General features: G+C 60.4%; 21 protein-coding genes. 8 read left to right on the top strand and 13 right to left on the bottom strand.

The window, feature by feature from the left end; genetic code table 11:
- Positions 1 to 48 precede the first annotated feature (48 nt).
- The 5 genes from leuS to BK670_RS00830 all read left to right on the top strand — a co-directional run bounded on the left by leuS (position 49) and on the right by BK670_RS00830 (position 6,180).
- Entirely contained in the window at positions 49 to 2,655 is a 2,607-nt protein-coding gene (leuS, locus tag BK670_RS00805; protein ID WP_123448246.1) for a leucine--tRNA ligase, read from the top strand.
- Between the two features lie 87 nt (positions 2,656 to 2,742).
- Positions 2,743 to 3,348 (top strand): LPS-assembly lipoprotein LptE, encoded by a 606-nt coding sequence (locus BK670_RS00810; protein ID WP_123448247.1) that lies wholly within the window; start codon positions 2,743 to 2,745, stop codon positions 3,346 to 3,348.
- Positions 3,349 to 3,387: 39 nt separating this feature from the next.
- Positions 3,388 to 4,425 (top strand): DNA polymerase III subunit delta, encoded by a 1,038-nt coding sequence (gene holA / locus BK670_RS00815; RefSeq protein ID WP_123448248.1) that lies wholly within the window; start codon positions 3,388 to 3,390, stop codon positions 4,423 to 4,425.
- A 207-nt stretch (positions 4,426 to 4,632) separates the two neighbouring features.
- Positions 4,633 to 4,797, top strand: coding sequence for an alternative ribosome rescue factor ArfA (gene arfA / locus BK670_RS00825; protein ID WP_016986126.1), 165 nt, complete (start codon positions 4,633 to 4,635; stop codon positions 4,795 to 4,797).
- A 60-nt stretch (positions 4,798 to 4,857) separates the two neighbouring features.
- Positions 4,858 to 6,180, top strand: coding sequence for a lytic murein transglycosylase (locus BK670_RS00830; protein ID WP_123448250.1), 1,323 nt, complete (start codon positions 4,858 to 4,860; stop codon positions 6,178 to 6,180).
- A gap of 126 nt (positions 6,181 to 6,306) precedes the next feature.
- Here the strand turns inward: BK670_RS00830 and BK670_RS00835 are convergent, their stop codons facing one another.
- The 13 genes from BK670_RS00835 to BK670_RS00895 all read right to left on the bottom strand — a co-directional run bounded on the left by BK670_RS00835 (position 6,307) and on the right by BK670_RS00895 (position 18,893).
- Positions 6,307 to 7,257 carry a S66 peptidase family protein gene (locus BK670_RS00835; protein WP_123448251.1) on the bottom strand — a complete coding sequence of 317 codons (951 nt, stop codon included), beginning with the start codon at positions 7,255 to 7,257 and terminating at the stop codon, positions 6,307 to 6,309.
- 173 nt (positions 7,258 to 7,430) lie between these two features.
- Entirely contained in the window at positions 7,431 to 8,429 is a 999-nt protein-coding gene (gene lipA / locus BK670_RS00840; protein ID WP_160768663.1) for a lipoyl synthase, read from the bottom strand.
- Positions 8,430 to 8,454: 25 nt separating this feature from the next.
- Positions 8,455 to 9,102 carry a lipoyl(octanoyl) transferase LipB gene (gene lipB, locus BK670_RS00845; RefSeq protein ID WP_123448252.1) on the bottom strand — a complete coding sequence of 216 codons (648 nt, stop codon included), beginning with the start codon at positions 9,100 to 9,102 and terminating at the stop codon, positions 8,455 to 8,457.
- Positions 9,102 to 9,377: a DUF493 domain-containing protein gene (locus tag BK670_RS00850; RefSeq protein ID WP_123448253.1), complete on the bottom strand. Its 276-nt coding sequence runs from the start codon at positions 9,375 to 9,377 to the stop codon at positions 9,102 to 9,104. The genes lipB and BK670_RS00850 overlap by 1 nt, the downstream gene beginning before the upstream one ends.
- Positions 9,378 to 9,462: 85 nt before the next feature.
- Positions 9,463 to 10,620, bottom strand: coding sequence for a D-alanyl-D-alanine carboxypeptidase family protein (locus BK670_RS00855; protein ID WP_016986121.1), 1,158 nt, complete (start codon positions 10,618 to 10,620; stop codon positions 9,463 to 9,465).
- A gap of 187 nt (positions 10,621 to 10,807) precedes the next feature.
- On the bottom strand, positions 10,808 to 11,818 hold the full coding sequence (locus BK670_RS00860; protein WP_123448254.1) for a septal ring lytic transglycosylase RlpA family protein: 1,011 nt from the start codon (positions 11,816 to 11,818) through the stop codon (positions 10,808 to 10,810).
- The gene (gene mltB / locus BK670_RS00865; RefSeq protein WP_123448255.1) at positions 11,818 to 12,828 is read right to left on the bottom strand and encodes a lytic murein transglycosylase B; all 1,011 of its coding nucleotides are present in this window, start codon (positions 12,826 to 12,828) and stop codon (positions 11,818 to 11,820) included. The genes BK670_RS00860 and mltB overlap by 1 nt, the downstream gene beginning before the upstream one ends.
- A 17-nt stretch (positions 12,829 to 12,845) precedes the next feature.
- The gene (rodA, locus tag BK670_RS00870) at positions 12,846 to 13,949 is read right to left on the bottom strand and encodes a rod shape-determining protein RodA (protein ID WP_052229404.1); all 1,104 of its coding nucleotides are present in this window, start codon (positions 13,947 to 13,949) and stop codon (positions 12,846 to 12,848) included.
- Positions 13,950 to 13,980: 31 nt separating this feature from the next.
- A complete protein-coding gene (gene mrdA, locus BK670_RS00875) occupies positions 13,981 to 15,876 on the bottom strand; it encodes a penicillin-binding protein 2 (protein WP_123448256.1) in 1,896 nt (631 codons plus the stop codon).
- A gap of 10 nt (positions 15,877 to 15,886) precedes the next feature.
- Positions 15,887 to 16,354, bottom strand: a complete 468-nt coding sequence (gene rlmH / locus BK670_RS00880) for a 23S rRNA (pseudouridine(1915)-N(3))-methyltransferase RlmH (protein WP_009051038.1) — start codon at positions 16,352 to 16,354, stop codon at positions 15,887 to 15,889.
- Positions 16,355 to 16,363: 9 nt separating this feature from the next.
- Positions 16,364 to 16,858 (bottom strand): ribosome silencing factor, encoded by a 495-nt coding sequence (gene rsfS, locus BK670_RS00885; RefSeq protein ID WP_016986117.1) that lies wholly within the window; start codon positions 16,856 to 16,858, stop codon positions 16,364 to 16,366.
- A 72-nt stretch (positions 16,859 to 16,930) separates the two neighbouring features.
- A complete protein-coding gene (gene nadD, locus BK670_RS00890) occupies positions 16,931 to 17,653 on the bottom strand; it encodes a nicotinate-nucleotide adenylyltransferase (RefSeq protein WP_123448257.1) in 723 nt (240 codons plus the stop codon).
- On the bottom strand, positions 17,622 to 18,893 hold the full coding sequence (locus BK670_RS00895) for a glutamate-5-semialdehyde dehydrogenase (protein ID WP_123448320.1): 1,272 nt from the start codon (positions 18,891 to 18,893) through the stop codon (positions 17,622 to 17,624). The genes nadD and BK670_RS00895 overlap by 32 nt, the downstream gene beginning before the upstream one ends.
- Positions 18,894 to 19,070: 177 nt before the next feature.
- On the opposite strand from BK670_RS00895, the gene BK670_RS00900 reads away from it, so the two are divergent.
- From BK670_RS00900 to BK670_RS00910, 3 genes are all read left to right on the top strand, one after another.
- The gene (locus BK670_RS00900; protein WP_123448258.1) at positions 19,071 to 19,766 is read left to right on the top strand and encodes a DNA-3-methyladenine glycosylase; all 696 of its coding nucleotides are present in this window, start codon (positions 19,071 to 19,073) and stop codon (positions 19,764 to 19,766) included.
- A 69-nt stretch (positions 19,767 to 19,835) separates the two neighbouring features.
- Entirely contained in the window at positions 19,836 to 21,152 is a 1,317-nt protein-coding gene (locus BK670_RS00905; RefSeq protein WP_123448259.1) for a bifunctional DedA family/phosphatase PAP2 family protein, read from the top strand.
- A gap of 553 nt (positions 21,153 to 21,705) precedes the next feature.
- Positions 21,706 to 23,565 carry a hypothetical protein gene (locus BK670_RS00910; protein ID WP_259697508.1) on the top strand — a complete coding sequence of 620 codons (1,860 nt, stop codon included), beginning with the start codon at positions 21,706 to 21,708 and terminating at the stop codon, positions 23,563 to 23,565.
- Positions 23,566 to 23,626 lie beyond the last annotated feature (61 nt).

Below are 23,626 nucleotides of genomic sequence, written 5' to 3' on the forward strand. Positions count from 1 at the left end.
CCTGCGTTGAAGAGGATTAGGCCACCCCTATCCAGTACAAAAGTAGCCATGCACGAACAATATCAGCCCCGTGAAATCGAAGCCGCCGCCCAATCATTCTGGGACGAGCAAAAGTCCTTTGAAGTCAGTGAACAGCCAGGCAAGGAAACCTACTACTGCCTGTCGATGTTCCCTTACCCCAGCGGCAAGCTACACATGGGGCACGTGCGCAACTACACCATCGGCGACGTGATCTCCCGTTACCAGCGCATGCAAGGCAAAAACGTCCTGCAACCCATGGGTTGGGACGCCTTCGGCATGCCGGCGGAAAACGCCGCGATGAAGAACAACGTCGCGCCGGCCAAGTGGACCTACGAAAACATCGCCTACATGAAAACCCAGCTGCGCAGCCTGGGTCTGGCGGTCGACTGGTCGCGCGAAGTGACCACCTGCAAGCCGGATTACTACCGCTGGGAACAATGGCTGTTCACTCGCCTGTTCGAAAAAGGCGTGATCTACCGTAAAAACGGCACCGTGAACTGGGACCCGATCGACCAGACCGTTCTGGCCAACGAACAGGTGATCGACGGTCGCGGCTGGCGTTCCGGCGCGCTGATCGAAAAGCGCGAAATCCCGATGTACTACTTCAAGATCACCGCCTACGCGGATGAACTGCTGGAGAGCCTCGACGAGCTGACTGGCTGGCCTGAACAGGTCAAGACCATGCAGCGCAACTGGATCGGCAAATCCCGCGGCATGGAAGTGCAGTTCCCGTACAACGTCGACTCGATCGGCGAAGCCGGGACCCTGAAAGTCTTCACCACCCGTCCGGACACCCTGATGGGCGCGACGTATGTTGCCGTCGCTGCCGAACACCCGCTGGCCACTCAAGCCGCGCAGAACAACCCTGAGCTGCAAGCGTTCATCGCTGAATGCAAGGGCGGCAGCGTGGCTGAAGCCGACGTTGCCACGCAAGAGAAGAAAGGCCTGCCAACCGGCCTGTTCGTCGAGCACCCGCTGACCGGTGAGAAGCTCCCGGTGTGGGTCGCCAACTACGTGTTGATGCACTACGGCGACGGCGCAGTCATGGCAGTCCCGGCGCACGACGAGCGCGATTTCGAATTCGCTCACAAGTACAACCTGCCGGTGAAATCGGTGGTGCGTACCAGCTCCGGCGACAGCAACCCTGCCCCGTGGCAAGACGCCTACGGTGAACACGGTACGCTGATCAACTCTGGCGAGTTCGATGGCCTCGACTTCGCCGGCGCGTTCGACGCCATCGAAGTAGCCCTGATCAAGAAAGAACTGGGCGCCTCGCGCACTCAGTTCCGCCTGCGCGACTGGGGCATCAGCCGCCAGCGCTACTGGGGCTGCCCGATCCCGATCATCCACTGCGATGCGTGCGGTGACGTGCCGGTACCGGAAGATCAACTGCCTGTGGTCCTGCCGGAAGACGTGGTGCCGGACGGCGCCGGTTCGCCGCTGGCACGCATGCCCGAGTTCTACGAGTGCAGCTGCCCGAAATGCGGTCAGCCTGCCAAGCGTGAAACCGACACCATGGACACCTTCGTCGAGTCGTCGTGGTACTACGCCCGCTATGCCTCGCCGCACTTTGAAGGTGGTCTGGTGGAAAAATCCGCCGCCGATCACTGGCTGCCGGTCGACCAATACATCGGCGGTATCGAACACGCGATTCTGCACCTGCTTTACGCGCGCTTCTTCCACAAGCTGATGCGTGACGAAGGCTTGGTGAGCTCCAACGAGCCATTCAAGAACCTGCTGACCCAGGGCATGGTGATCGCCGAGACCTACTATCGTCGCGAAGCCAACGGTGCCTACACCTGGTTCAACCCGGCGGACGTAGAACTTGAGCGTGACAGCAAAGCCAAGGTCATCAGCGCCAAGCTGAAATCCGACGGCCTGCCGGTGGAAATCGGCGGCACCGAGAAGATGGCCAAGTCGAAGAACAACGGCGTTGACCCACAGTCGATGATCGACCAGTTCGGTGCCGACACTTGCCGTCTGTTCATGATGTTCGCTTCGCCGCCTGACATGAGCGCCGAATGGTCCGACTCCGGCGTTGAGGGTTCACACCGCTTCCTCAAGCGCGTCTGGCGTCTGGCTCAGGCCCACGTTACTCAGGGCCTGCCGGGTAAACTCGACATCGCCAGCCTGAATGATGAACAGAAAGTCGTGCGTCGCGCGATCCACCTGGCCATCAAACAGGCCAGCCACGACGTCGGCCAGAACCACAAATTCAACACCGCCATCGCTCAGGTGATGACGCTGATGAACGTGCTGGAAAAAGCGGCGCAAGGCACCGAGCAGGATCGTGCACTGGTTCACGAAGGTCTCGAAGCCGTGACACTGCTGCTGGCGCCGATCACCCCGCACATCAGCCACGAGTTGTGGAATCAACTGGGCCACGCCGGTCCGGTGATCGACGCTGGTTGGCCGGTGGTGGACGAATCCGCGCTGGTGCAGGACAGCCTGACTCTGGTCATCCAGGTCAACGGCAAACTGCGCGGCCAGATCGAAATGCCGGCCAGCGCGACTCGCGAAGAAATTGAAGCAGCAGCACGCGTCAACGAGAACGTGCTGCGCTTTGTCGATGGCCTGACGATTCGTAAAGTGATTGTTGTGCCGGGGAAACTGGTCAACATCGTCGCCAGCTAATTGGATCGGGCGTCAGGTTTGCCTGACGCCGAGTAAAGCCTTTCGGGCCGTACAGTCGGCCCACGTGGTTTCAAGGGGAGCAACACAATGATCAAACGCAATCTGCTGGTGATGGGCCTCGCAGTCCTGTTGAGCGCCTGCGGTTTCCAGCTGCGCGGCACCGGCACCAACGAACTGTCGATCAAGGAATTGGACCTGAGCGCCCGTAACGCCTACGGCGAAACAGTCACGCAAATGCGTCAGGTCCTGGAGTCGAGCGGCGTCAAGGTTTACAGCGGTGCGCCGTACAAGCTGTACCTGGCTGACCAACAGGAAAGCCAACGCATTCTCAGCTACGCCGGTGCTGGCCGTACGGGTGAATATCAGGTCAACACTGTCTTGAACTATGAGATCCGTGGCGACAAAAACCTGCAACTGCTGAATGACAAGCTTGAAGTGCAGAAAGTGTTTATCCACGACGGTAACAACCTCGTGGGTTCGGACCAGGAAGCCAATGACGCCCGTCGCGAAATCACCCGCGAGCTGGTTCAGCGCATGATGCTGCGCCTGCAACAGCTGACCCCTGGTCAACTGGAGCAACTGCAGCAAGCCGCCAACAACCGCGCCAAGGCTGAAGCCGACGCGCTCGAAGCGGCGCAAAAAGCTGAAGCGGAAACCCCGCGTCAGTCGCCGCTCGAAGTACCGCAGCAGTAAGACGTTCGGGGCGCTCAGGCGCCCCGTTCGACCTTTCTTATGAAGCTCGCTCCCGCCCAACTCGGTAAACACCTGCAAGGCGCTCTCGGCCCTGTCTACATCATCAGCGGCGATGACCCGCTACTGTGTCAGGAAGCTGCCGACACCATCCGCAGTGCTGCCCGCCAGCAAGGTTATGACGAACGCCAAGTCTTTGCGGCCGACGCCAATTTCGATTGGGGTACGTTGTTGCAAGCCGGCGCCAGCATGTCGCTATTCGCGGAAAAACGCCTGCTGGAACTGCGCCTGCCTTCGGGCAAACCCGGTGACAAAGGGGCTGCGGCGCTCATCGAATACTGCTCGCGCCCCGCTGAAGACACGGTTCTTCTGGTCAGCCTGCCCAAGCTTGACGGCAGCGCGCAGAAAACCAAGTGGGGCAAGGCGCTGGTGGAAGGCCAGCAGACCCAGTTCATCCAGATCTGGCCGGTAGACGCCAATCAGCTACCGAGCTGGATTCGTCAGCGCTTGTCTCAGGCCGGCTTGTCCGCGAGTCAGGATGCAGTCGAATTGATTGCCGCACGCGTCGAGGGCAACCTGCTCGCCGCCGCGCAGGAAATCGAGAAGCTCAAGTTGATGGCTGAAGGCGGGCAGATCACCGTCGAAACCGTGCAGGCCGCCGTGGCCGACAGTGCGCGATTCGACGTGTTTGGTTTGACTGATGCCGTGCTCAACGGCGAACCCGCCCATGCCATACGCATGCTTGAAGGCTTGCGCGGTGAAGGTGTTGAACCACCAGTGATTCTCTGGGCGCTGGCGCGGGAGCTGCGGCTGTTGGCCAACATCTCGTTGCAATACAGCCAGGGCACGCCGCTGGACAAGTGCTTCAGCCAGGCGAAGCCGCCGGTCTGGGACAAGCGCAAGCCGTTGATGAGCAAAGCCCTGCAACGTTACTCGGCGCAACGCTGGGCGCAGTTATTGCTTGAGGCGCAGCGTATCGATGCGCAAATCAAGGGGCAGGCTGCGGGTTCGCCGTGGATGAGCCTGAGCCGGCTGGCGTTGTTGATGGCTGGCCAACGCCTGACACTACCCGCCGAATAACCTGCTTTTGTGGCGAGGGAGCTTGCTCCCGCTGGGTTGCGAAGCGACCCCAAAATCGTCTGCTGCGCAGCCGAGCGGGAGCAAGCTCCCTCGCCACAATTGCATCCTCCGAAATATCGAAATTTCCTACGAATCATCGGGCTGGACAGACGCCCAACATCGGCAGATTATTTCCCGCGCAAAACCCACTCACTCAAGAGAACCCTCATGAGCAAAAAGCCATCGAAACATGGCCCCAACAAGGCCAAATCCATCGTCGCCCAGCCCCTGTTCCGCAGTCGCCAGGAACGACCAACCAAGGGTAAAGGCAGCTACCGCCGCGAAGCCTTCCAGTCTGACAGCTGGGAGGCTTCTTACTTTCTGGCCGCTTAAAGCGCAGTACCCCCCGCTCATGTTAAGGTCTGCACCTGATTCGTTTTCCTGGAACTGTGCATGCCCCTAAGTCTTTCCCGTCGTTGGCCTGTTCGCCAATTGATCGCTGCCTCCAGCTTCATTCTGCTTGTCGCCTGCGCGGAAAAACCGACCGCCGCCGATGCACAACCCCTTCAAGCCGCGCCCGTCGCCACGGCCCCAGCGATTATCCCGCCGGTAGTGCCGTCCGCCGACCCTCTTGATCTTCAACCGACCCAGACCTTTGCCGAATGGCAGGCCGGTTTCCGCAAGGACGCCCTGGCCGCGGGGATTCGCCCTGACCTGTTCGATCGCGCATTCGCAAATGTCAGCTTCGATGCCAGCGTGATTCGGGCCGACCGCAGTCAGCCGGAATTTTCCCGTCCAGTCTGGGAATACCTTGATGGCGCGCTCTCGCCACTGCGCGTGCGCAAAGGTCAGGCGCTGATTGCTCAATATGCCGACATCCTGCAAAGCATCGAACAGCGTTATGGCGTTGACCGTCAGGCGCTGGTGTCGGTGTGGGGCATGGAAAGCAACTTCGGCCAGTTCCAGGGCAGCAAATCGGTGATCAACTCGCTGGCTACCCTCGCTTACGAAGGCCGTCGCCCGGGCTTCGCTCATGCGCAATTGATCGCGGCGCTGCAGATCCTGCAACAGGGTGATATCACGCCGGAGAAGATGCTCGGCTCATGGGCCGGGGCCATGGGGCAGACCCAGTTCATTCCGACCACCTACAATACCCACGCCGTGGATTTTGACGGCGACGGCCGCCGCGATATCTGGGGCAGCCCGGCTGATGCATTGGCCTCGACTGCGCATTACCTACAAAGCTCCGGTTGGCAACGTGGTCAGCCGTGGGGTTTTGAAGTGCAGCTGCCGAGCGCTTTCAACTACACGCTGGCGGACGGTGCTATTCGCAAGAGCGTCGCTGAATGGCGTCAGCTGGGCGTAATCCTGCCTAACGGCGCTCAGGTGCCAGCCGGTTCGGAGCAATTGTCTGCTGCCCTGCTGCTGCCGGCGGGCTATCGTGGCCCGGCGTTCCTGATCCTCGACAACTTCCGGGCGATCCTCAAGTACAACAACTCCTCATCGTATGCCTTGGCGGTGAGCCTGTTGTCCGAGCGCTTCAACGGCGGCGGTTTGATCAATGGCACCTGGCCAAAGGATGATCTGCCTCTCAGCCGTACCGAGCGTATCGAACTGCAGACGCTGCTGAGCGCGCGCAATTACGATGCTGGCGCGGCAGACGGGATTATCGGCGCCAATACACGCAAGGCGATTCGCAGCGCCCAACAGTCGTTTGGCTGGCCGGCGGATGGTTATCCGACGCATAAACTGCTGGAAAGCCTGCGTAGCCAGTAGAACGACTGCCGTATGGCTGATATCGCTTTCGCGAGCAGGCTCGCTCCCACATTGGATCTCTGTCGTTCACAGAACCCATGCGGGAGCGAGCCTGCTCGCGAAGACTGACTATCAGGCAATAAGCCTTTAAGCCTTGATCACCACATCCTGCTCCAGCATCAATTCCTGCTTCCCCGCATCCAGCCGCACCAGCGCACCCATCGGCAGCGTCAGGTTAGGATCGCAATGCCCACTTCGCCACCCCGACAACACCGGAATCCGCAACGGCTCGAACGTCTGCTTGAGCAGGCGGTTCAATGCCGCGACATCCACCCCCGCCACGTCCCCGACCAGCACGCCACGCAGTTTGGTGAGCTTGCCGGCCAGACGCATCTGCGTCAGCAACCGGTCGATGCGATACAGCGGCTCGTTGATGTCTTCAATCAACAAAATAACCCCCTCGACATCAATCTCGTAGGGCGTGCCCAAAGTGGCGGCGATCATCGCCAGATTGCCGCCGAGCAACCGCCCGTGAGCGATGCCGGGTTCGACCGTAGTCAACGGATACGCCACCGGATGGCTCAGCACACTCCCCGCCTTCAATTGCCCGCGCAACATGGCGAAGAACGAAGTGACCGTCGGCGGCTCCTTGTCGCCCAACAGGTCCGCATTGAGCAGCGGCCCGTGAAAGGTCACGAACCCTGCGTAACGGCTGATGGCCAGGTGCAGCGCGGTGATATCGCTGTAGCCAACGAATGGCTTGGCATGACGGCTCAGCAGGTCATAGTCGATCCGGTCGAGCAAGCGCGGCGTGCCGTAGCCACCGCGCAGGCAAATGATGGCATCGACCTCGGGATCAGCGAACGCCGCGTGCAGGTCGCGCAGGCGCACGTCATCACTGCCGGCCAGATAGCCGTCCTTCTCGTAGACACCGGGAAACACCTTCAGCCCATAGCCACGGGCGCGCATCCATTGCACCGCCTTATCGGTGTCCAGAGCACCGGGCCCGGCGGGTGCAATAACGCCGATCAGCCCCTCTGATGGCAGTGCGGGCACAGCGCTGTGCGGGCAAAGTGTGTGAGTCGGTCGAACGGTCATCCTTGGATCTCCCTGTGAAGTCATGCACACACAGTAGTCAGGAACGGCGGCAAACAGAAGAGGGTCAGCCACGCCGTGGATTGAAGGAAAAATCAGCTGCGAAAGTAATCCGGGCAAAAAAATGCCCGCCGGGCGTTAAAGCCTCGGCGGGCATTTTTTCATTCAGCGCGGGATCAGGAACCCAGCAGTTCAGCCTTGACCAGCTTCGCCTGCTCATCGGCGTGGTACGACGAACGCACCAGCGGGCCCGAAGCGACATTCTTGAAGCCCATTTTGTAACCTTCCTCGGCAAACCAGGCGAAGGTGTCCGGGTGCACGAAACGCTGCACCGGCAAGTGGCTGCGCGACGGTTGCAGGTACTGACCGAGGGTCAGCATGTCGATATCGTGCTCACGCATGCGCTTCATCACTTCGATGACTTCTTCGTCGGTCTCGCCCAGACCCAGCATCAGGCCGGATTTGGTCGGAATGTGCGGCATCATCTGCTTGAAACGTTGCAGCAGGGTCAGCGACCACTGGTAATCCGAACCCGGACGCGCAGCCTTGTACAGACGCGGTACGGTTTCCAGGTTGTGGTTGAACACATCCGGCGGCTCGGCCGCGGTGATTTCCAGAGCGATGTCCATGCGGCCACGGTAATCCGGGACCAGGGTTTCCAGCTGCACGTTCGGCGACAGCTTGCGGATTTCGCGGATGCAGTCGGCAAAGTGCTGGGCACCGCCATCGCGCAGGTCGTCGCGGTCAACCGAGGTAATTACTACGTACTTGAGCTTGAGGTCGGCGATGGCGATGGCCAGGCTTTCCGGCTCGTTGACGTCCAGTGGTTTCGGACGACCGTGGCCGACGTCGCAGAACGGGCAACGACGGGTGCAGATGTCGCCCATGATCATGAACGTGGCGGTGCCGCCGGAGAAGCATTCGCCCAGGTTCGGGCAGGAGGCTTCTTCGCAGACGCTGTGCAGTTTGTGTTTGCGCAGCAGGCTCTTGATACGGTCGACTTCCGGGGAAACCGGGATGCGCACGCGAATCCAGTCAGGTTTCTTCGGCAGTTCGGTGGTCGGAATGATCTTTACCGGGATGCGTGCAACCTTCTCGGCGCCGCGCAGCTTGACGCCGGCTTCAACCTTGGGACGCGGGGCCGGGCGCTCGGTCACGTCGAGCGTCGGGATCATGGTTTGCACTGCATCAGTAGTCATATCAGTCGATTCCGCCCGTCAGGGTCGTCTGCTCAGCATAGTCGAGGTGTTTGACGAGCTGCGCGCGCAGCCGGGCACTTACCTCGGCAAATTCAATCGATCCTGCGTGGTCGCTCAGCTGGGTCATCGCCAGCCCGGCATAGCCGCAGGGATTAATCCGTCGAAACGGTTCCAGGTTCATATCCACGTTCAGGGCCAGGCCATGAAAGGAACAACCGTGGCGAATCCGCAAACCCAGAGAAGCGATTTTCGCTCCGTCGACGTATACGCCGGGAGCATCTGGCTTGGCCGCAGCGGTCACACCGTAGCTGGCCAACAGTTCAATCAGGCAAGCCTCCATACGGCTGACCAGATCGCGCACGCCGAAACCCAGCTTGCGCACGTCCAGCAGCAGGTAGGCGACCAACTGGCCGGGACCATGATAAGTCACCTGCCCGCCGCGATCGACCTGCACCACCGGGATATCGCCCGGCAGCAACAAGTGTTCGGCCTTGCCGGCCTGGCCCTGAGTGAACACCGGTGGGTGTTCGACGAACCAGATTTCGTCGGCGGCATCACTGCCGCGTTCGTTGGTGAAGCGTTGCATGGCATGCCAGACCGGCTCGTACGCCATCTGGCCGAGCTCACGAAAGCCCAGCGTGCCCGGCATCACAACACCATGTGCACGAAGCCGGTCGCACGCAGTTCGCTGTTGATGTTGTACAGCTGATCCTGATCGGTCGCGACGATGTGCAACTGAATGGTGGTGTATTTGCCGTTGCTGCTCGAACGCTCGTCGATGCGCTCATCATTGATGATGGCGTGCTTCAGGACGATCTCGATGATCTTGTCCTTGTTGCCAACACCCGTATCGCTGATCACCTTAATCGGATAATCAGTCTGCGGGAATTCGATCTTTGGCGCCTTTACTTCAGTATCGGTCATGGCGTAACGGCCTCTTGAGCGCAAGCCGTGATAACGCGCATGGCCCCGCACCGGATCGGGGCGGGGCCATGCAGGTCAACACTAATCAGTTGAACAAGCCGTAGAAGAATAGACGGATGCTATCCCACATGCGGCGGAAGATACCACCCTCCTCGACGCCATCCAGAGCGATCAGGTCAGCGCTGTGCACGACCTTGTCTTCCAGTTTGACTTCGACTTTACCGATCACGTCGCCCTTGGCGATTGGCGCGGTCAGTTGCGGGTTCATGGTCATGCTCGCAGCGAGCTTCTTCAGCTGGCCTTTTGGCAGGGTCATGGTCAGGTCTTCAGCCAGGCCGGCCTTGACTTGATTGGTGGTGCCTTTCCACACCGGAGCCTGAGCCAGTTCGGTGCCCTTCTGATAGAAGGTCTGGGTTTCGAAGAAGCGGAAGCCATAGGTCAGCAGTTTCTGAGTTTCAGCGGCGCGGGCCACTTCGCTGTTGGTGCCGAACACCACGGCGATCAGACGCTGGCCGTCACGTACAGCCGAGGACACCATGCAGTAGCCGGCTTCGTCGGTGTGACCGGTTTTCAGACCGTCAACGGTCTTGTCGCGCCACAGCAGCAGGTTGCGGTTAGGCTGCTTGATGCCGTTCCAGAAGAACTCTTTCTGCGAGTAGATCGCGTAGTGAGCCGGGTCTTCGTGGATGATCGCGCGGGCCAGGATCGCCATGTCATGAGCCGACGAGTAGTGCTCAGGGTTCGGCAGACCGGTCGGGTTCATGAAGTGGGTATTGGTCATGCCCAGATCGGTGACCGTCTTGTTCATCAGGTCGGCGAATGCGTCTTCGCTGCCGGCGATGTGCTCGGACAATGCGACGCTGGCGTCGTTACCGGACTGGATGATGATGCCATGCAGCAGATCGCTGACAGTTACCTGCGAGCCGACCTTGATGAACATGCGCGAACCGCCGGTACGCCAGGCGTTTTCGCTGACGGTCACCGGATCGTTTTCACCGATCTGGCCACGACGGATTTCCAGCGTAGCGATGTACGCGGTCATCAATTTGGTCAGGCTGGCCGGTGGCAGACGCTGGTCACCGTTGTTCTCGACCAGCACGTTGCCGCTGGCGGCATCCATGAGGACGTAGGCTTTGGCGGCCAGTTGCGGTGGCGACGGCATCATCTCGGCCGCGAAGGCGGCTGGCGAGAGGAGCAGCGGGACTAGCAGACACAGGCGTTTGGCAAAGGTGGTGATGTTCATCCGTCTCTCGAAATCGCTAATGGAAACTGTCCTTGCGGACAAAATTTAATCAGATGACTTTCTAACGAGCCATCGCGTGTTCAGTTGCTCACTCCAGTCACCCTTGCCGGGCTTTTGTTCTTCGACGAGCCAACAACCTGGTTCACCCCCCAATACCGCAAGTGAACCGTCAATCAAGTTCTACGTATTACTCGGTGACCACACTTGGCGAACCAAGGTTGGCCAGGCGCACGCTGTTCTGCACCTGGGCGATTTCACCCGGCGAGCCGATCGGCCCCAGGCGTACCCGGTGCAGGGTCTGCTGATTGCGCACGATCGAGCTGATGAACACCGGAGCGCTCACCATCCCGCTGAGCTTCGACCTCAGCAGTTCTGCAGCGTCCGGGTTGGCGAACGCGCCCACCTGCAGATACTGGCCAGACGCTGGTGCAGAAGCGTTTTTTTTTGCACTCATCGGCACTGGGACGGTGTCAGAGGCATGTTGCTGCGGCGGTGGCGTCCACTGCTCGACAGTGCCGGCCGAGGCCGTGATCACCGGGGCGCTATTCTGCGCGACTTGCGGCTCGTTGAGCATCAAAGGCGCCGGACGGCCCTTGGCGGCCCACCATTGCTGAGGATCGATGCCTTCGACCTTGACCCGCGCGGTGCCGATCTCGGCATAACCGAGCTTCTTCGCCGCGGCATAGGACAGGTCGATGATGCGGTCGGAATAGAACGGACCACGGTCATTGACCCGCAGGATCACGCTCTTGTTGTTGTCCAGGTTGGTCACCCGAACGTAACTTGGCAGTGGCAATGTCTTGTGCGCGGCACTCATACCGTAAAGGTCATAGACCTCGCCGTTCGCGGTGTTCTGACCGTGAAACTTGGTGCCGTACCAGGACGCCGTACCCGAAGCCACGTAGGTCTTCGATTCCTGCAGCGGGAAGTAGGTCTTGCCCAGCACGGTGTACGGGTTGGCCTTGTACGGACCGGTGTGCAGGGTCGGCGTGGCATCCGGGATGCGCGACACATCGACGTCCCACCACGGTGCGCCATCTTTGTGCGCACGGTTGATGTCCAGGCCCGGCTGCGCACGCACAGCGGTCGAGGAGGTTTTCTGAGTCGGCGAACGGCTGGTCGAACAACTGGCGACCAGCACCGCCAACGCAGCGAATGCCACCAGCTTCAGGGGTTTATTGTTAGGCAATGCCCGCATTACTTGACGCCCCGTGCTTGAACCAGCTGTTCAGACAGTTGATGTACGGCCATGGCGTACATCACGCTGCGGTTATAACGCGTGATCGCGTAGAAATTCTTCAGGCCCATCCAGTATTCAGGGCCGTTGTCGCCTTCGAGGCGAAATGCAGTAACCGGCATATCATCGCGCAGCGCATCATGACTTGACCAGCCCAGCGCTCGCAACTCTCCGACGGTTTTCGTCGGCTCGATGCCGGTAGTCAGGCCTTCATCGACCTGCTCGCCACGGACATCGGCGCGGCTGACCACCGGCTCACCGGCGACCCAGCCGTGACGCTTGAAATAGCTCGCGACGCTGCCGATCGCATCATCCGGGTTGTTCCAGATATTGATGTGGCCGTCACCGTCGAAATCCACCGCATAAGCGCGGAAGCTGCTTGGCATGAACTGCGGCAGGCCCATGGCCCCGGCGTACGAACCTTTAAGGGTCAATGGATCGACTTGCTCTTCGCGCGCCAGCAGCAGGAACTCACGCAATTCCTTGCGGAAAAATTCGGCACGGGGAGGATAGTCGAAACCGAGCGTGGACAAGGCATCGATCACCCGGTAATTACCGGTATTACGTCCGAAAAAGGTTTCAACGCCGATGATCGACACGATGACTTGTGCCGGCACGCCGTATTCCTGCTCGGCACGGGCCAGCGTGGCCTCGTGCTGACGCCAGAAGTCGACACCACGGGCGATGCGCGCGTCAGTGATGAACATCGGGCGATATTCTTTCCACTGTTTGACCCGCTCGGCAGGTTTGGAAATGGCGTCGAGAATCGCCTGTTTGCGTTGAGCCTCGCGGAACACCGCCATCAGTTGCTCACCGGCGAAACCGTAGTCGCGGGTCATTTCACCGACGAATTCGGCCACCTGCGGCGAGCCTTCGTATTCGCCGGCCAGCGCTTCCTGCACACTGCCCAGCAGGCCCATCAGGCCCACCAATGGCGCGCATCGAGTCGCCCAGCCACGCATAACTTGCATTGAACTCTTCACCTTATTCAAACCTGTGCGATCCACTTGCGATGGGTATGGATCGACATCAAAACCCCAAACGCTGACAGCAGCGTCACCAGCGAAGTTCCTCCGTAGCTAATGAACGGCAACGGCACCCCTACGACCGGCAACAGGCCACTGACCATACCGATGTTGACGAAAACGTAAACAAAAAACGTCATGGTCAACGCACCGGCGAGCAATTTGCCGAACAACGTCTGGGCCTGAGCGGTAATCACCAGCCCCCGGCCAATCAGCAACAGATAGATCAGCAGCAGTGCGCAGATGCCCACCAGACCGAACTCTTCGCCGAGTACGGCAATGATGAAGTCGGTGTGGCTTTCCGGCAGGAAGTCCAGGTGCGATTGGGTGCCGAGCAGCCAGCCCTTGCCGAATACGCCGCCGGAGCCGATGGCGGCTTTCGACTGAATGATGTTCCAGCCGGTGCCCAGCGGATCGCTTTCCGGGTCGAGGAAGGTCAGGATTCGCTGCTTCTGGTAGTCGTGCATGATGAAAAACCACATCGCCACCGACACCGGAATCGCCGCCGCCAATACGCTGAGAATCCAGCGCCAGCGCAGCCCGCCCATGAACAGCACAAATGCACCGCCGGCGAGAATCAGCAGCGAAGTACCGAGGTCAGGCTGGCGCACGATCAACACGAACGGCACACCGATCAGCATCAAACTGATGCCGACATGCTTGAGCTGCGGCGGCAGCGTACGCTTGGACAGATACCAGGCGATGGTCGCCGGCATCAGGATCTTCATGAATTCCGAAGGCTGGAAGCGGATCACCCCGGGGATGTTGATCCAGCGTGTGGCGCCCATGGCGTTGTGGCCCATGATGTCCACCACCATCAGCAACACCACGCCGATCACATAGCCCAGCGGCACCCAGCGCGCCATGAAACGCGGCTCGAACTGGGCGATGACAATCATCGACACCAGGCCGATGCCGAACGACGTGGCCTGTTTGGCCAGCAGGTCCCAGCTCTTGCCGCTCGCCGAATACAGCACGAACAGGCTGCCGGCGGCGAGAATCAGCAGCAGGATCAGCAGTGGGCCATCGATATGCAGTCTTTGCAGCAACGTCGCGCGGCGACGCATCACATCCTCACTGGAGAGCATGCGATCAAAGTTATTCATCACGGGCCGTAGCCTCCGCACTGATTGGGCTGGCGTATTCGGCCTTCAAACGTCCGTCCTGATCGAGCAGCCAGGCGTCCATGACCTGCCGCACTACGGGCGCAGCGACGCCGGAGCCGGACTCACCGTTCTCGACCATCACCGACACGACGATGCGTGGATCATCGGCCGGGGCAAAACCGACGAACAAGGCGTGGTCGCGGTGGCGCTCCTGAACCTTGGAGCGGTCGTACTTCTCACCCTGCTTGATCGCCACGACTTGCGCGGTACCCGACTTGCCGGCGATGCGGTATTGCGCGCCAATGGCGGCTTTGCGCGCGGTACCGCGAGCACCGTGCATCACCTGCTGCATACCGTGGTTGACCTTGGTCCAGTCCGACGGATCACGCAGGATGATGTCCGGCATCGGATTCTCGTCCACCGGTTTCACCCCTTCGAGGGATTTGGCCAGGTGCGGACGGTTCCACACGCCTTTGTTGGCCACCAGCGCGGTGGCCTGGGCCAGTTGCAGCGGGGTCGATTGCATATAGCCCTGGCCGATCCCGAGGATCAGGGTCTCGCCGGGGAACCACGCCTGCTTGCGCGTCGCTCGCTTCCACTCGCGGGACGGCATCAGGCCGGGGGATTCTTCGAACATGTCCAGCGAGACCTTTTGGCCGATGCCGAACTTGTTCATGTAGGACGACAACCGGTCGATGCCAAGCTTGTGAGCCAGGTCATAAAAGTAGGTGTCGTTGGACCGCATGATCGCCGTGTCGAGGTCGACGAAGCCATCACCGGTACGGTTCCAGTTACGGTATTTGTGGTCGTAGTTGGGCAGCATGTAATAGCCCGGGTCGAACACCCGGCTCGATGCCGTCACTACACCGGAATCGAGGCCAGCAATCGCCACCGCCGGTTTGATCGTCGAACCCGGCGGGTACAAACCGCGCAGTACGCGGTTGAACAGCGGCCGGTCAATCGAATCACGCAACTCGGCGTAGGCCTTGAAGCTGATCCCGGTGACGAACAGGTTCGGGTCGAAGCTCGGCTGACTGACCATCGCCAGCACTTCGCCGGTCTTCGGATCCAACGCAACCACTGCGCCACGACGCCCGCCCAATGCTGCCTCAGCGGCTTCCTGCAACTTGATGTCCAGGCTCAGAACGATGTCCTTGCCGGGAATCGGATCGGTGCGCTTGAGTACCCGCAGAACGCGGCCTCGGGCGTTGGTCTCGACTTCTTCGTAACCCACCTGGCCGTGCAATTCCGGCTCGTAGAAACGCTCGATGCCGGTTTTGCCGATGTGATGGGTGCCGCTGTAGTTGACCGGATCGAGGGTTTTCAGCTCTTTCTCGTTGATCCGCCCCATGTAACCGACCGAGTGCGCAAAATGCGCGCCCTGCGGGTAGTGGCGAACCAACTGCGCGACCACTTCCACGCCGGGCAAACGGAACTGGTTCACCGCGATGCGGGCGATCTGCTCCTCGGTCAGCTCGAACAAGATCGGCACCGGCTCGAACGGTCGGCGCCCCTGGCGCATGCGTTTCTCGAAAATCACCCGGTCCTCGGGCGTCAGCTCCAGCACTTCAACGATCACGTCGAGCACTTGCTGCCAGTCGCCGGAGCGCTCGCGGGTCATGCTCAGGCTGAAGCTCGGACGGTTGTCCGCCACCACCACGCCATTACGGTCGAAGATCAACCCGCGGGTCGGTGGAATCGGCTGCACATGGACACGGTTGTTTTCCGAGAGCGTCGAGTGGTACTCGTACTGGATCACCTGCAAGTAATACAGCCGCGCGATCAACACGCCGATCAGCAACATGATCGCAATGGCCCCGAACACGACGCGGCTACGCACCAGGCGTGCGTCCTTTTCGTGGTCCTTGATGCGGATCGGCTGAGACATGAGGGCTGGCTTACTTGTGGTAAGGGTGACCGGACAGCACGGTCCAGGCACGATACAACTGTTCGCCGATGAGGATCCGCACCAACGGGTGCGGCAACGTCAGCGGCGACAACGACCAGCGCTGGTCCGCGCGGGCACAGACTTCCGGTGCCAGCCCTTCCGGGCCACCGACCATGAAATTCACCGTGCGCGAATCCAGCCGCCAGCGGTCAAGTTCGACCGCCAGTTGTTCGGTGCTCCAGGGTTTGCCGTGGACTTCCAGCGTGACGATCCGCTCGTTCTGCCCGACCTTGGCCAGCATCGCTTCGCCTTCCTGGCGGATGAATCGGGCCACGTCGGCATTCTTGCCACGGGTATTGAGCGGTATTTCCACCAGTTCCAGCGCCAGCTCGGACGGAAGACGCTTGGCGTACTCATGCCAGCCTTCTTCCACCCACTTGGGCATGCGTGAACCGACGGCGATCAGGCGCAGTCGCACAGCAATCCCTTACAGCTGGTCTTTGTTGAGCTTGGTGAAATGCTCGTGGGTATTTTCCGGGCTGTGGTGCTTGGCGTCGGCCGCACGGCTCTGCTCGGCACCGGCCCACAGGCGCTCCAGGTCGTAGAACTGACGTGCCGAGGCGGTCATCATGTGCACGATCACCAGGTCCAGGTCCAGCAGCACCCAGTCACTGTCGCCCTTGCCTTCTTCGCCCAGCGGCTTGGCGCCCTGCTTTTTGACTTCTTCGCGAACCTTGTCGAGCATCGCGTTGATCTGGCGGTTGGAGGTACCGGTGGCGATGATCATGTAGTCAGTGATGCTCTGCTTGTCGCGAACATCGATGATCTGGATGTCTTGCGCCTTGACGTCTTCCAGGGCAGCCACAGCCAGCTTGACCAGTTCGTCGCCCTTCAGCGGCTCGTTGGTGTTGACCGGCTCAGGCAGCGGGGCGCTCTTGAATGTGCCTTTGCGCTTTACTTTGGTTTGGTCTTTGTCAGTCATATAAAACTCGTTTTGCTCATATATTCGGCGGCTTGGCGACACGTGGATTCGTATCAGTGAAGCACGCCTTGTTCAGTTCGACGCACGGTACAGACCGTGCGCATCGATGTAGGCCAGGACCGCGTCGGGCACCAGGAAACGTACCGACTTACCGCTGGCCAGCAGTTGACGGATCTGGGTGGCGGAAACCGCGAGCGGTGTCTGCCAGACGAATGCAATCTGTCCGCTCGGCCCTTTCAGGGCCAGCGGGTCGCTCACCGAACGCGCTGCCAGCAGGTTGCGCAAGGCATCCGGCGGTTCGCTGTCGGCGTCCGGGCGCTGTAGCACCAGGATGTGGCAATGCTGGAGCAACTCTTCCCAGCGGTGCCAAGTGGGCAGGCCGCAAAATGCGTCCCAGCCCAAAAGCAGAAAAACCTGGGTCTCGGCGGGCATTTCAGCGCGCATCGACTCCAGGGTATCAATGGTCCATGACGGCTTGTCCCGCTGCAATTCGCGGGCGTCCACCACCAGCGGCGGCATTCCGGCCACCGCACACTCGACCATCGCCAGCCGATCCTGCGCCGACACCTGTGGCGTACCGCGATGAGGCGGCCGCGCATTCGGCATCAAGCGCAACTCATCGAGCGCCAGCGCTTCGGCGACTTCCAGCCCACCGCGCAAATGGCCGATGTGCACCGGATCGAACGTTCCGCCCAGGACGCCGATACGGCGGGGGCGGGACTCGCTGCCGGTTTGCGGCGCTGTCAGGTCGAGGTCGGTCAAGTCAGACCGTCGCCTGGCCGCGCAACTGGCCATCACCGACCACGATGTACTTCTCACAGGTCAGCCCTTCGAGGCCCACCGGGCCGCGGGCGTGCAGCTTATCAGTAGAAATGCCGATCTCGGCACCCAATCCGTATTCAAATCCATCGGCAAAGCAGGTCGGCGTGTTGATCATCACCGATGCCGAGTCGACTTCCGCCACAAAGCGACGGGTGTCGGCGAGGTTTTCGCTGACAATCGAGTCGGTGTGATGGGAGCCGTAATGGTTGATGTGTTCGATGGCCTGATCCAGACCGTCGACGACGCGGATCGACAAAATCGGCGCCAGGTACTCGGTATTCCAGTCGTCTTCGCTGGCCGCCACGGCCTCGATGATCGCCCGGGTACGCTCGCAGCCGCGCAGTTCAACGCCTTTTTCGCGGAACTGCGCGGCCATCGATGGCAGGAAATCCTTGGCAACCGTCTGGTCGACCAGCAGCGTCTCCATCGCACCGCAGATGCCATAACGATAAGTCTTGGCATTGAAAGCAATGCGCTGGGCTTTCGGCAGATCGGCGTGGGCACTGACGTAGACGTGGCAGATGCCGTCCAGATGTTTGATCACCGGCACGCGGGCATCGCGGCTGATGCGCTCGATCAGGCCACGGCCACCGCGCGGCACGATGACATCGACGTACTCGGGCATGGTGATCATCGCGCCAACGGCGGCACGGTCTGTGGTTTCGACCACTTGCACCACGGCAGCCGGCAGTTCGGCCTCGGCCAGACCGCGCTGAATGCACGCGGCAATCGCCCGGTTGGAGTGAATCGCCTCGGAGCCGCCGCGCAGAATGGTCGCGTTGCCGGACTTCAGGCACAGGCTGGCAGCATCGATGGTCACGTTGGGACGGGACTCGTAGATGATCCCGATCACGCCCAGCGGCACGCGCATTTTGCCGACCTGAATGCCCGACGGACGGAAACTCATGTCGCGGATTGCACCGACCGGATCCGGCAGCGCGGCGACCTGACGCAAACCGACGATCATGCCGTCGATGCGCGCCGGGGTCAGTTCCAGACGTTCCAGCAAGGCAGGTTCCAGACCATTGGCACGACCGGCGGCCAGATCCAGCTCATTGGCTGCGGCAAGCTCGGCCCGCGCGGCATCCAGAGCATTGGCAGCAGCCTGCAAGGCGCGGTTTTTCTGCGCGGTGCTGGCACGGCCGATGACCCGGGAAGCTTCGCGGGCGGCGCGACCCAATCGGGTCATGTAGTCAAGAACGGACTCAGTCATGGTCTGCTGGGGTCTTGGCAAAGAGGAAAGCGGCAGATTATAGCTGTCGTGTCCCGGGACTAACAGCGGTGACGGGCGGATGGTCGAAATGAACGCGGATTCGCCGGCGTTCAGGCCCAATTAAGCCGCGCGTTGTTATCATCACGACCTCCTGAGCCTGGATAAACATTGCCTGCCATGTCCAACCTGACCGTTCGCAACCGCGCCGAACGCCTGCCGCTGGGGCTGCCGGACGCCTTTTTCGACCGAGATGCGCAAGTGCTGGCGCAAGATCTGCTCGGCAAAGTCATTCGCCACCGGGTTGGCGATCTGTGGCTGAGCGCGCGAATCATCGAAACCGAAGCCTATTACTGCGCAGAAAAAGGCAGTCACGCTTCGTTGGGCTACACAGAAAAACGTAAGGCTTTGTTTCTGGATGGCGGCCACATCTATATGTATTACGCCCGGGGCGGCGATTCGCTGAACTTCAGCGCGCAGGGACCCGGCAATGCAGTGCTGATCAAATCCGCCTATCCGTGGGTCGATGAAATCAGCGGGCCGGCGAGTCTGGCGCAGATGCTGCTGAACAACCCCGACGCCCAGGGACATCCACGCCCGTCGCAGAAGCTCTGCGCCGGGCAGACCTTGCTGTGCAAAGCGCTGGGTTTGAAAGTGCCGGTGTGGGACGCCAAGCGTTTCGATCATGAAGTACTGCTGGTGGAAGACACAGGGCCAGCACCTTTGCAAATCATTCAAACCACCCGACTGGGCATTCCCCATGGCCGAGACGAGCATCTGATGTACCGCTTTGTCGACGCGACCTATGCGCAATGGTGCACGCGGAACCCGCTGCGACGCGGTCAGGTCGAAGGCCGGGATTATTTCTTGCGGTAAACATATGCCACTGCAGGCTGCCGACGGCTGCGCCTGCACAGGGTTAATCAATGACTGGAGTTTTTCTGTATGGGCCCATGGGTCGATAGCGTGACCGGGTGGCTGGCGGCCAATCCACAGTGGCTGGCTGTGGCGGTGTTCATTGTTGCCTTTGTGGAGTGCCTGGCGATTGCCGGTTTGATCGTGCCGGGCACCGTGTTGCTGTTTGCGGTGGCCGTTCTGGCCGGCAGCGGTGCGCTGTCGCTGAGCGAAACCTTGTTGCTGGGCTTTCTCGGCGGGATCCTCGGTGACGTGATCTCGTACTTCCTCGGCCGGCATTTCCATCAGAACATTCGCCGCCTGCCGGGTCTGCGCCACCATCCGGAATGGATGGCCGGAGCCGAGACCTACTTCCAGCGTTACGGCATCGCCAGCCTGTTGGTCGGGCGCTTTATCGGCCCGCTGCGCCCGATGCTGCCAATGGTTGCCGGGATGTGCGACATGCCCTTCCCGCGCTTCGCCGTCGTCAGCCTGCTGGCGGCCGCTGGCTGGAGCCTGGCCTATCTGCTGCCAGGCTGGGCCACCGGCGCCGCGTTTCGCTTGCCATTGCCCGAGGGTTTCTGGCTTGAGGCCGGAATCGTCGCTGCCAGCATCGCGGCCATGGTTGGCATCAGCGCGAACAGCAGCTTGCGCCGTCACCGCCGGGCGACTCTGTGGATCAGCAGCATGAGCTTGTTGATTCTGCTGGGGCTGTTCATCGGCTATCCGTATTTGACGGCCCTCGACCAAGGCGTGATGACGCTGGTGCAGGAACATCGCCAACCACTGCTGGATGAAATCGCCGTCACCTTTACCCTGATCGGCGAGTTCCGCAACATGCTGATGTTCAGCATTCTGCTGACAGGCCTGCTGTTGCTGTGCCGCCAGTGGCGTCAGGCAATTTTTGCGGGAAGTACTTTGCTTTGCACGGCGCTGGCCAACACGGGGACCAAGCTGTTCTTCGCACGGGTTCGCCCGGAAGTACTGAGCGACCCGATTACCAGCTTCAGCATGCCCAGTGGCCATGCTTCTGGCTCATTCGCGCTGTTCCTGACCCTGGCCGTCCTCGCGGGTCGCGGCCAGCCACCCCGTATGCGATTGACCTGGTTGCTGGTCGGCTGTATTCCGGCTCTGGCGATCGCCCTCTCCCGGGTTTACCTGGGGGCGCACTGGCCGACCGATGTTCTGGCCGGCGCGATGCTGGCGACGTGCGTCTGTGCTGCAAGCCTGTGGCTGAATCAGCGTCAGGCCCCGCTCAACGCGATGCCCTTCAAAGTCTGGTGGCTGGTTCTGCCGGCACTGGTGGCACTGTTCAGTTTCTTCGCGCTGCGCCACCTGCCCCACACGCTGTTGCGTTACGCGTACTGAATACGCCTGCTTTTCTCTTTTCTCTAATCGCCACTCTTTAAGGATTATTCCGACAAGAGTGGCGCTATTCCCCTACGCCAGTTTTGTACCCTCCCGGTAATTATTCTTAGTTAAATAACACCAACTACCTACATATAAACCCCAACTAAAACCCAAGTTACATATTTGCCGCAACGCCGTGATCCCTCGCCAACTCCACGACAAAAAAATCATTTACATTGAACTCGCCAGCAACGTTCAACCCACAACATTGAAAAACAACCGACCGCCTCCGATCCACTTTTAAACCGAAACACACAAATACCCGTTTGCACTCAATCAGAAACTTCAAACGCCTATGAATCCAATCAACTCCGAGTAATCCATGAGCCCAAAAGTACCGCGCAAACCGTTTACTGTTTCGCCGCAACCCATCGATTCCATTACGCCACTTACGCGCCAGCCTGACTTCACTTCCACCCCCGCACACTGGCCTTTCGATCTCCGTGCTTCGACGCAACCGTCTCGCCCCCAGGCCACTCATCCAGTCGTCGATCAGCCCGTGCCAACCCCCTTGCACATCAGCGACATGCCGACACGGAGCATTGCCGGCCACGCGAACGAACATCCCGTGGATAAGTACTGGCTTCACGAACCATTCCTGCGCGGCATGCAATCTGCGAACGATGAGGGCTGGCGTTACATCGTCGGGCGCCGCTTCGTTGATGTCGAATACGAAGGAGGTCTGCGTACCGCGCACGTCGATCTGGATGACACACTCAACGTCTATCGATTGAAGCTGCTCAAAGACCGTCATGCCCGTGGGCCGGTCATCTACAAAAATGAAGGACGGCCAACCTGGCGTATGACTCCAGACGATCTTGCCATCACCCGCGTCCACCAGCACGCGCAAACGGCAGGAGAGCCTGCCACCAGGCGGCGCCCTGCCTTCACGGACGAAACGACTGATCACTCACCCACGGCGAAACAACCTCGGGTAATCGAGACGCCAACCTTCATCGACCCAAACCGCTACAGCCCATCGGTTCGCTCTCCGGATGCTCAGGGGTATTACGAACTTGAACCGCGACCGGGTTCATCGCGAACCGACACACTGTTCGCGTTCCGCGATCAACACGCCCGATGGATCCAGGTCACCCCGCCCGCTGCCGGGTTTGGCGCCCCCGCCACCCATTTGCAGCAATGGACCGATCATCAGATATGGCAGGCGTACGGCCTGGAAGGCCAGGACATCGCGCGATTCCGGATGGAGGCTCAGGTTGCAGGCAAACCGCCAGGTTGGGTCGAGCCGCGAGAGATGGCTAACGCGGTCGAGGCATTGCTGGGAAGCTCACTGCGCTGGCTGCATCCGTCCATGACGGCTACAGAACGCGAGACCTTCCTGCAGGCATACAACCTGCTGCCAAGCCAGTTGACCCGCTTGCAGCAGCACCTGAAAACCGAGTTGACGATGCCGGAGTGGGCAACGGTGCATAAGCGTCTGACACAGGACATCGGTAATCCGTATCGCCTCGACCAACTGAGTCGGGATGCCATCAGCGAACTGCATTTGAAACGCCATCCGCGACATGACTGGTACGACCCGGAACGCCTCTTGACCGCTGAACTGCGTGAAGCGCTGTTGGCGAAACTGGGTTACCTGCGCAACCGGCACAACTGCCTTTATCGAACCGACGTGCCGGCGCTGTTTCGCGGGGATGAACGCACACCGTTCGAATTGGCGAATGACGACACCATGCTGCCCCGCTACGCACACAGTCCCGGGGCCTCCACGCATAAACCGATGAGCGCCACGTTCAGCCTGAAGGAGGGGCAGATGTATGCCAGCGCACCGGACCCGGAATATCTGCGGTTCAACAGCCAGACCAACAAATACCCCGGCCGGCCTGCGGACGATGCATCGCCTGACAGCGATGCAGGCAACAGCAGCGACAGCAGCACGTCTTCCGACTGGTCGGATATCGCAAGTCCTGTAGCGATGGACCGGGAGCGCAACTACGAACGGATCCGGGAGCGCCAGACGCAAATGTTTATCTATGTGCTGGACACCCGCGGCCTGGAAGTGGTCCCCCATGAAGTGAACTATCTGTTCAACTCGTCCGCCCTCGCCGCGCCGACCACCCGGTTTCCCTCGGATGATCACGAAGGCCTGATTTCCGTCACCAGAAAAGGTCTGGACGCCAAGCGCGTCTGGTTGCTGGATTCAACCCTGAGCAAAGCGGCGAACGTTTACGACCTCCAGCAGCAGGCCGGCAGCAACGCCGAACGTATCGAAGCGGCAACCCACGCAGGCCGTGCCAACCATCATGAATACGATCGATTGATCGATGCCGTGCACGCGGCGGGTAAACCGATACTTAAACTTTCCGGCAACAAAGACGAGTTCGGCGACGACATCACCTGGCCTGAATGAATGCGCTTGAGCGCCTGTATTCGCAACAACTTCGCCTGTTTCAAGCAATCGCCTGGCTTTA

Source organism: Pseudomonas fluorescens (assembly GCF_003732425.1).
In the GTDB taxonomy this organism is placed as follows: domain Bacteria; phylum Pseudomonadota; class Gammaproteobacteria; order Pseudomonadales; family Pseudomonadaceae; genus Aquipseudomonas; species Aquipseudomonas fluorescens_BE.

Bases quoted from the DNA above. Each gene is read 5' to 3' on its own strand.
- leuS (WP_123448246.1), top strand. From the start codon at position 49: ATGCACGAACAATATCAGCCCCGTGAAATCGAAGCCGCCGCCCAATCA.
- BK670_RS00810 (WP_123448247.1), top strand. From the start codon at position 2,743: ATGATCAAACGCAATCTGCTGGTGATGGGCCTCGCAGTCCTGTTGAGC.
- holA (WP_123448248.1), top strand. From the start codon at position 3,388: ATGAAGCTCGCTCCCGCCCAACTCGGTAAACACCTGCAAGGCGCTCTC.
- arfA (WP_016986126.1), top strand. From the start codon at position 4,633: ATGAGCAAAAAGCCATCGAAACATGGCCCCAACAAGGCCAAATCCATC.
- BK670_RS00830 (WP_123448250.1), top strand. From the start codon at position 4,858: ATGCCCCTAAGTCTTTCCCGTCGTTGGCCTGTTCGCCAATTGATCGCT.
- BK670_RS00835 (WP_123448251.1), bottom strand. From the start codon at position 7,257: ATGACCGTTCGACCGACTCACACACTTTGCCCGCACAGCGCTGTGCCC.
- lipA (WP_160768663.1), bottom strand. From the start codon at position 8,429: ATGATCCCGACGCTCGACGTGACCGAGCGCCCGGCCCCGCGTCCCAAG.
- lipB (WP_123448252.1), bottom strand. From the start codon at position 9,102: ATGCCGGGCACGCTGGGCTTTCGTGAGCTCGGCCAGATGGCGTACGAG.
- BK670_RS00850 (WP_123448253.1), bottom strand. From the start codon at position 9,377: ATGACCGATACTGAAGTAAAGGCGCCAAAGATCGAATTCCCGCAGACT.
- BK670_RS00855 (WP_016986121.1), bottom strand. From the start codon at position 10,620: ATGAACATCACCACCTTTGCCAAACGCCTGTGTCTGCTAGTCCCGCTG.
- BK670_RS00860 (WP_123448254.1), bottom strand. From the start codon at position 11,818: ATGCGGGCATTGCCTAACAATAAACCCCTGAAGCTGGTGGCATTCGCT.
- mltB (WP_123448255.1), bottom strand. From the start codon at position 12,828: ATGCAAGTTATGCGTGGCTGGGCGACTCGATGCGCGCCATTGGTGGGC.
- rodA (WP_052229404.1), bottom strand. From the start codon at position 13,949: ATGCGTCGCCGCGCGACGTTGCTGCAAAGACTGCATATCGATGGCCCA.
- mrdA (WP_123448256.1), bottom strand. From the start codon at position 15,876: ATGTCTCAGCCGATCCGCATCAAGGACCACGAAAAGGACGCACGCCTG.
- rsfS (WP_016986117.1), bottom strand. From the start codon at position 16,858: ATGACTGACAAAGACCAAACCAAAGTAAAGCGCAAAGGCACATTCAAG.
- nadD (WP_123448257.1), bottom strand. From the start codon at position 17,653: ATGGCCAGTTGCGCGGCCAGGCGACGGTCTGACTTGACCGACCTCGAC.
- BK670_RS00895 (WP_123448320.1), bottom strand. From the start codon at position 18,893: ATGACTGAGTCCGTTCTTGACTACATGACCCGATTGGGTCGCGCCGCC.
- BK670_RS00900 (WP_123448258.1), top strand. From the start codon at position 19,071: ATGTCCAACCTGACCGTTCGCAACCGCGCCGAACGCCTGCCGCTGGGG.
- BK670_RS00905 (WP_123448259.1), top strand. From the start codon at position 19,836: ATGGGCCCATGGGTCGATAGCGTGACCGGGTGGCTGGCGGCCAATCCA.